This is a genomic window from Pantoea sp. UBA7232 (assembly GCF_002473195.1).
GTDB classification, from domain to species: domain Bacteria; phylum Pseudomonadota; class Gammaproteobacteria; order Enterobacterales; family Enterobacteriaceae; genus Pantoea; species Pantoea eucrina.
The window spans coordinates 97,922-106,174 of record NZ_DKTK01000014.1 but is presented as its reverse complement, the minus strand read 5'-3'; the positions used below and the strand labels follow the sequence as shown (position 1 = coordinate 106,174).

Annotated in this window: 7 protein-coding genes; all 7 read left to right on the top strand. The window is 56.7% G+C overall.

Annotated features, from left to right (window positions below; genetic code table 11):
- Positions 1-2,286 (top strand): molybdopterin-dependent oxidoreductase (locus B4056_RS13455; protein WP_288654994.1); only part of this gene is annotated, 2,286 nt, incomplete at its 5' end.
- Positions 2,283-3,260, top strand: coding sequence for an NADH-quinone oxidoreductase subunit NuoH (gene nuoH, locus B4056_RS13450; protein WP_039385568.1), 978 nt, complete (start codon positions 2,283-2,285; stop codon positions 3,258-3,260). The genes B4056_RS13455 and nuoH, both read left to right, overlap by 4 nt.
- An 11-nt stretch (positions 3,261-3,271) precedes the next feature.
- The gene (nuoI, locus tag B4056_RS13445) at positions 3,272-3,814 is read left to right on the top strand and encodes an NADH-quinone oxidoreductase subunit NuoI (protein ID WP_039385566.1); all 543 of its coding nucleotides are present in this window, start codon (positions 3,272-3,274) and stop codon (positions 3,812-3,814) included.
- Positions 3,815-3,824: 10 nt separating this feature from the next.
- Positions 3,825-4,376 (top strand): NADH-quinone oxidoreductase subunit J, encoded by a 552-nt coding sequence (nuoJ, locus tag B4056_RS13440; RefSeq protein ID WP_039385563.1) that lies wholly within the window; start codon positions 3,825-3,827, stop codon positions 4,374-4,376.
- Complete coding sequence (nuoK, locus tag B4056_RS13435) at positions 4,373-4,675, top strand: NADH-quinone oxidoreductase subunit NuoK (RefSeq protein WP_013509877.1); 303 nt, start codon at positions 4,373-4,375, stop codon at positions 4,673-4,675. Before nuoJ ends, nuoK begins: the two co-directional genes overlap by 4 nt.
- Positions 4,672-6,507 carry an NADH-quinone oxidoreductase subunit L gene (nuoL, locus tag B4056_RS13430; protein ID WP_094111123.1) on the top strand — a complete coding sequence of 612 codons (1,836 nt, stop codon included), beginning with the start codon at positions 4,672-4,674 and terminating at the stop codon, positions 6,505-6,507. Before nuoK ends, nuoL begins: the two co-directional genes overlap by 4 nt.
- Before the next feature lie 224 nt (positions 6,508-6,731).
- Positions 6,732-8,252, top strand: coding sequence for an NADH-quinone oxidoreductase subunit M (gene nuoM, locus B4056_RS13425; RefSeq protein WP_039385553.1), 1,521 nt, complete (start codon positions 6,732-6,734; stop codon positions 8,250-8,252).
- The last annotated feature ends 1 nt before the right edge of the window (position 8,253 follow it).

The following is an 8,253-nucleotide window of genomic DNA, read 5'->3' as shown; positions in this document are numbered from 1 at the left end:
GAGATGAACCGCTGTATCGCCTGCTATCGCTGCGTTCGCTATTACAAAGATTATGCTGACGGCAAAGATCTGGGCGTCTATGGCGCACACGATAACGTCTACTTTGGTCGTCCGGAAGATGGCACGCTGGAGAGCGAATTTTCGGGTAACCTGGTTGAGATCTGCCCGACTGGCGTGTTTACCGATAAAACGCACTCTGAGCGCTATAACCGTAAATGGGATATGCAGTTTGCGCCCAGCATCTGCCAGCAGTGCAGCGTCGGCTGTAACACCAGTCCTGGCGAGCGCTATGGCGAGCTGCGTCGTATTGAAAACCGTTATAACGGCACGGTAAACCACTACTTCCTCTGCGATCGCGGTCGTTTTGGCTATGGCTATGTCAACCGCAAAGATCGCCCGCGTCACCCGCATCAGCTGCGCGGCAGCGATACGATTACGCTGAACGCAGAGCAGGCGGTTAACGCTGCGGCTGACATGCTGCGTCAGGCGAAACGCGTGATCGGTATCGGCTCACCCCGTGCCAGCATTGAGAGCAACTTTGCCCTGCGTGAGCTGGTGGGTGCCGGCAACTTCTCAACCGGTATGCCGGCAGGAGAGCAGGCGCGTGTTGAACTGATGCTGAACGTACTGCAGAACAGCGGTATCTATACGCCTTCACTGCGCGAAATGGAAAGTTACGATGCCGTGCTGGTGCTGGGCGAAGATCTGACGCAGGTGGGCGCGCGCGTCGCGCTGTCAGTGCGCCAGGCCGTAAAAGGCAAAGCACGCGAGATGGCAGCCGCGCAGAAAGTTGCAGACTGGCAGATCGCCGCCATCCTGAATATCGGTCAGCATGCGAAACATCCGCTGTTTGTCACTAACGTCGATGAAACCCGTCTGGATGATATTGCGGCGTGGAGCTATCGCGCCCCGGTAGAAGATCAGGCGCGCCTCGGGTTTGCCATCGCCAGCGCGCTGGATGAGAGCGCACCCGCGGTAAGTGATATCGATAAGTCACTCAGCAGCAAAATTGATGTGGTAGTGCAGGCGCTGGCAGGGGCGAAAAAGCCGCTGATTATCTCCGGCACCCACTCCGGCACGACCGCGATGATTGAGGCGGCTGCAAACGTGGCGAAAGCGCTGAAAGCCCGCGGTGCTGATGTAGGGATAACCCTGCTGGCCGGCGCGGCTAATAGCATGGGCCTGGGCATGATGGGCGGTTACTCGCTGGATGCGGCGCTGGATCAGCTGACAAACGGCGAAGCGGATGCGCTGGTGGTGCTGGAGAACGATCTCTATCGCCATGCACCGAAAGCCCGCGTCGACGCTGCGCTGCAGAAGGCGTCAGGCGTGATTGTGGTTGACCATCAGCGGACCGCCACGCTGGAGAAAGCCGGTATGGTGCTCTCCGCAGCCAGCTTCGCTGAAAGTGATGGCACCTCAATCAACCATGAAGGTCGCGCGCAGCGCTTCTTCCAGGTTTACGATCCCGCTTACTATGACAACAGCATTGTGATGCTGGAAAGCTGGCGCTGGCTGCATTCGCTGCACAGCGCGCTGGAGAGCCGTCATATCGACTGGACGCAGCTGGATCACGTGATTGATGCGGCGATTATTGCGCTGCCGCAGCTGAAAGGCATCAAAGATGCGGCACCGGATGCCAGCTTCCGCATTCGCGGTCAGAAGCTGGCGCGTTCACCGCATCGCGCCAGCGGTCGTACTGCCGCCCGCGCCAATATCAGCGTACATGAGCCACGTCAGCCGCAGGATAAAGACACTATGTTTGCCTTCTCAATGGAAGGGAACAACCAGCCTGAAGCACCGCGCTCGCAGATCCCCTTTGCCTGGGCGCCGGGCTGGAACTCACCGCAGGCGTGGAACAAATTCCAGGATGAAGTTGGCGGCAAACTGCGGAATGGCGATCCGGGTGTCCGGCTGTTTGAAGCGGGCGAAGGCTCACTGCCGTGGTTTAGCAACGTGCCGGAGCGGTTTGCCAGCGGCAGCCATTTCCGCGTTGCGCCTTACTACCGGCTGTTTGGCAGTGAAGAGATGACGCAGCGCTCTCCGACGTTCCAGAAGCGTATGGTCCCGGCTGAGCTGGTGATTAACCCAACGGATGCAGAGAAGCTTGGCGTCAATCACGGCGCTGCCGCAGAGCTGGTTTGCGCCGGCGAAACACTGCGCCTGCCGGTACGCTTCTCCGCTTTCCTGCAGCCGGGTCAGATTGGTCTGCCGCTCGGCATGCCGGGTGTGCCGCCGTTCCTTGCGCATGCGCAAATTGATCAACTGCAGGAGGCTGCGCAATGAGCTGGCTGACATCGGACGTTATCGACATCATTCTGCAGGTGGTTAAGGCGATTGTAATTTTGCTGGTCGTGGTAGCCTGCGGGGCGTTCATGAGCTTTGCCGAGCGTCGTTTGCTCGGCTTATGGCAGAACCGCTACGGACCTAACCGTGTCGGCTGGGGCGGTTCACTCCAGCTGGCGGCGGATATGATCAAAATGTTCTTTAAAGAGGACTGGGTACCGCCGTTTACCGACCGCTTCATCTTTACTCTGGCACCGGTTATTGCTTTTGTATCGCTGCTGCTGGCCTTTGCGATTGTACCGGTTTCACCCACCTGGATGGTCACGGATCTGAACATCGGTCTGCTGTTCTTCCTGATGATGGCGGGTCTGGCCGTCTACGCCGTGCTGTTTGCCGGCTGGTCGAGTAACAACAAATACTCGCTGCTGGGTGCGATGCGTGCCTCTGCGCAGACGCTGAGCTATGAGGTGTTTCTTGGCCTGTCGCTGATGGGCGTAGTGGCGCAGGCGGGATCGTTTAACCTGAATGCGATTGTTGAAAACCAGACGCACCTCTGGAACATCATTCCGCAGTTCTTTGGCTTTGTGACCTTCTGTATTGCCGGGGTAGCGGTGTGTCACCGTCATCCGTTTGACCAGCCGGAAGCGGAACAGGAGCTGGCTGACGGTTACCATATTGAATATGCCGGTATGAAGTTCGGTCTGTTCTTTGTGGGTGAATATGTCGCCATTACCACGGTTTCCGCGCTGATTGTCACGCTGTTCTTTGGCGGCTGGCATGGACCTTTCCTGCCGCCATTCATCTGGTTCGCCCTGAAAACGGCGTTCTTCATGGTGATGTTTATCCTGATCCGTGCTGCGCTGCCGCGTCCACGCTATGACCAGGTGCTGTCGTTCGGCTGGAAAGTTTGTCTGCCGTTGACGCTGTTGAACCTGCTGGCGACCGCCGCAGTGATTCTGTACAACGCGCAGTAAGGGGTATTGAGATGACATTAAAAGATATTGTCGTTGGCTTCGGCACGACAGTGCGCAGTATCTGGATGATCGGCATGCACGCCTTTGCCAAACGCGAAACGCAGATGTATCCGGAAGAGCCGGTCTATCTGCCGCCGCGCTATCGTGGTCGCATTGTGCTGACGCGCGATCCTGACGGTGAAGAGCGCTGCGTTGCCTGTAACCTCTGCGCAGTAGCCTGCCCGGTCGGCTGTATCTCGCTGCAGAAAGCAGAGACGCAGGATGGCCGCTGGTATCCGGAATTCTTTCGCATCAACTTTTCACGCTGCATTTTTTGTGGCCTGTGTGAAGAAGCCTGTCCGACCACTGCGATTCAGCTGACCCCTGATTTTGAGCTGGGTGAGTTTAAGCGTCAGGACCTGGTGTATGAGAAGCAGGATCTGCTGATCTCGGGACCCGGCAAATACCCGGAATACAATTTCTATCGTATGGCGGGTATGGCGATCGACGGAAAAGAGAAGGGCGACGCGGAAAACGAAGCCAAACCGATCGACGTCAAAGGGTTACTACCTTAAGGAGCCAGGTATGGAATTTGCGTTTTATCTTTGCGGACTGGTGGCGGTGCTGACGACGCTGCGCGTTATCACGCATACGAACCCGGTACACGCGCTGCTGTACCTGATTGTTTCGCTGCTGTCGATTGCCGGCGCGTTTTTTGCCATGGGTGCCTACTTTGCAGGCGCGCTGGAAATTATCGTATACGCCGGTGCCATTATGGTGCTGTTTGTGTTTGTGGTGATGATGCTTAATCTCGGCAAGCAGCAGCAGGAGCAGGAACGCGAGTGGCTTAAGCCCTCGCTCTGGGTGGGACCCGGCATCGTTTCAGCGCTGCTGCTGGTGGTGATGGTTTACGCTATTCTCACCGCCACCGATCAGGGTATTGATGGCACGGTTATCGATGCAAAAGCGGTCGGTATCAGCCTGTTTGGCCCGTATGTTCTGGCAGTTGAGCTGGCTTCAATGCTGCTGCTGGCAGGCCTGGTGGTGGCCTTCCATATCGGTCGCGACGATCGTCACGCTGAAGTGATGAGCCATCGCGTCACGGATGCGGCATCCAATAAGGAGGGACAGGCATGATCCCATTACAACATGGCCTGATTCTGGCTGCGGTGCTCTTTGTTCTCGGCCTGACCTCGCTGGTGCTGCGCCGTAATCTGCTCTTTATGCTGATTGGTCTGGAGATCATGATCAACGCCGCAGCGCTGGCGCTGGTGGTAGCGGGCAGCTATTGGGGACAGGCAGATGGTCAGGTGATGTATATCCTGGCAATCAGCCTTGCGGCAGCGGAAGCGAGTATTGGCCTGGCTCTGCTGCTGCAGCTCTATCGTCGTCGTCAGACGCTGAACATTGACACAGTGAGCGAGATGCGCGGATGAATCTTCTCTATTTAACTGTACTGTTTCCGCTAATTGGCTTTTTGCTGTTAGCGTTTTCCCGGGGCCGCTGGTCGGAGAACCTGTCAGCCGCTGTCGGAATGGGGTCGGTCGGTCTTTCAGCCCTGACCACGCTCTATGCGGGCATGGAGTTTTTCAGTCAGGGGCAACAGCCGTTTACGCAGGCATTGTGGACCTGGATGCAGGTTGGCAACTTTGACATTAAAGTGAACCTGGTGCTGGATGGCCTGTCGCTGACCATGCTCTCTGTCGTCACCGGCGTCGGCTTCTTTATCCATATGTTCGCCTCCTGGTATATGCGTGGTGAAGAGGGCTATTCGCGCTTCTTCGCCTATACCAACCTGTTTATCGCCAGCATGGTAGTACTGGTTCTGGCTGATAACCTGATGCTGATGTACCTCGGCTGGGAAGGGGTAGGGCTCTGCTCCTATCTGCTGATCGGCTTCTACTACAGCAATCCGGACAACGGCAAAGCGGCCATGAAAGCCTTTATCATCACCCGCGTGGGCGATGTGTTCCTGGCCTTTGCGCTGTTTATTCTCTACAACGAACTCGGCACGCTGAACTTCCGCGAGCTGATGGCGCTGGCACCGGCACACTTTGCCGCCGACAACAGCATGCTGCAGTGGGCGACCCTGATGCTGCTGGGTGGCGCGGTAGGTAAATCGGCTCAGCTGCCGCTGCAGACCTGGCTGGCGGATGCGATGGCGGGTCCGACGCCGGTTTCAGCGCTGATCCATGCGGCAACCATGGTAACGGCGGGCGTCTATCTGATCGCCCGTACCCACGGCCTGTTCCTGCTGACGCCTGACGTTCTGCACCTGGTGGGCATTGTCGGGGCTATCACGCTGGTACTGGCGGGCTTTGCTGCGCTGGTTCAGACCGATATCAAGCGCGTCCTGGCTTACTCAACCATGAGTCAGATTGGCTACATGTTTCTGGCGCTGGGCGTGCAGGCGTGGGATGCGGCGATTTTCCATCTGATGACGCACGCATTCTTTAAAGCGCTGCTGTTCCTCTCGTCTGGCTCCGTTATTCTGGCGTGCCATCATGAGCAGAACATCTTCAAAATGGGTGGCCTGCGCAAGAGCATTCCGCTGGTTTATGCCTGCTTCCTGGTGGGCGGTGCCGCGCTGGCTGCGCTGCCGCTTATTACCGCAGGCTTCTACAGTAAAGATGAGATCCTGTTTGGTGCGCTGGCTAATGGTCACATCAATCTGATGGTTGCCGGTCTGGTCGGGGCATTCCTTACCTCTATCTATACCTTCCGCATGATCTTTATCGTGTTCCACGGCGAAGAGAAGATCCACGCGCATGCCGGTAAAGGCATTACCCATCATCTGCCGCTGATTGTGCTGCTGATTCTCTCCACCTTCATTGGCGCGCTGATAACGCCTCCGCTGGCAGGCGTACTGCCGGAAAATGAATTTGGTGAAAACGGCAAAATGGCACTGGAGATCGCCTCAGGCTTGGTCGCTGTCAGCGGTATTCTGATTGCTGCTGCACTCTGGCTGGGCAAGCGTCAGCTGGTGACCCGCGTAGCCAACAGCGCACCGGGCCGCTTCTTCGGCACCTGGTGGTTTGCCGCGTGGGGCTTTGACTGGCTGTATGACAAAGTCTTTGTCAAACCCTATCTCGGTATCGCCTGGCTGCTGCAGCGCGATCCGCTGAACTCACTGATGAACCTGCCTGCGCTGCTGTCGCGTATTGGTAATAAAGGTCTGGTTGTCAGCGAGAACGGGTACCTGCGCTGGTATGTTGCCTCCATGAGTGTGGGTGCCGTTGTGGTGCTTGCCCTGATGCTGGTGATGTAAAGATTGATGGGCTTGGAAGAGAAGATGACAGAAACTGCTTCTCTTCCTGATAGCGAATGTGAAAATTGCCTGAATGACGAAGCGTAATCGGCGCAGCCCGTTTCGTTATCGCCAGCGCACAGCAACCGGAGCGTACTGATGTACGTAAGGATTGCAGGCACTGCCGGAAACGAAACGGGCAAGCAGGATAGCTCGAAACCAGGTTAAAAAAAGGGAAGTATGCCGTGCTATTACCTTGGCTAATAATAATACCTTTCGTCGGGGGCCTGCTCTGCTGGCTGGCTGAACGGCTTGGCGCAAAAGTACCGCGCTGGATCGCCCTGATCACCATGGGGCTCACGCTGGCGCTTGGCCTGCAGCTGTGGCTGCAGGGGGGCTATTCGCTGACGCAGGCCAGCGGTCTGCCGCAGTGGCAATCAAGCTTTGATGTTGCGTGGATCCCGCGCTTTGGTATTCGCTTCCACCTGGCAATTGATGGTTTGTCACTGCTGATGGTGGTACTGACCGGTCTGCTGGGCCTGATGGCAGTCCTCTGCTCATGGAATGAGATTGAGAAGTATCAGGGCTTTTTCCACCTCAACCTGATGTGGATCCTGGGCGGCGTTATCGGCGTATTCCTTGCCATCGACATGTTCCTGTTCTTCTTCTTCTGGGAGATGATGCTGGTGCCGATGTATTTCCTCATCGCGCTCTGGGGACATAAAGCGTCGGATGGTAAAACCCGTATCACGGCGGCGACCAAGTTCTTTATTTACACCCAGGCGTCTGGTCTGGTGATGCTGATTGCGATTCTGGCGCTGGTGTTTGTGCACTACAATGCGACCGGCGTCTGGACCTTCAGCTATGAAGAGCTGCTGAAAACGCCGATGTCACGCAATGTCGAATGGCTGCTGATGCTGGGCTTCTTCATCGCCTTTGCGGTGAAAATGCCGGTGGTGCCGCTTCATGGCTGGCTGCCCGATGCACACAGTCAGGCGCCGACTGCCGGCTCCGTCGATCTGGCCGGTATTCTGCTGAAAACCGCAGCCTATGGTCTGCTGCGCTTTAGCCTGCCGCTGTTTCCGAACGCTTCAGCTGAATTTGCACCGATTGCGATGTGGCTTGGCATTATCGGCATCTTCTATGGTGCCTGGATGGCGTTCTCGCAGACCGATATTAAACGTCTGATCGCCTATACCTCGATTTCGCACATGGGCTTTGTGCTGATCGCGATCTATACCGGCAGCCAGCTGGCCTTCCAGGGCGCGGTTATCCAGATGATTGCTCACGGTCTTTCAGCCGCGGCACTGTTTATTCTGTGCGGCCAGCTGTATGAACGTCTGCATACCCGCGATATGCGTCAGATGGGCGGTCTGTGGTCGCGAATCAAATGGATCCCGGGTCTGTCACTCTTTTTTGCGGTAGCGAATCTCGGCATGCCGGGGACCGGCAACTTTGTGGGCGAATTCATGATCCTGACCGGCAGCTTCCAGGTCGTGCCTGTGATTATCGTGATTGCCACCTTTGGGCTGGTGTTCGCCTCGGTCTACTCGCTAATCATGATGCAGCGTGCTTACTATGGCGAAGCGAAATCGAAAGAGCCGCTGCCGGGCATGTCAGTACGCGAATTTGCCACCATCGGCGTGCTGGTCGTGCTGCTGGTGCTGCTGGGTGTCTACCCGCAGCCGATTCTCGATACGTCCCATGCTGCGATGAGTAATATTCAGCAGTGGTTTACCGCTTCAATTTCAACTACAAGGCCGTAAT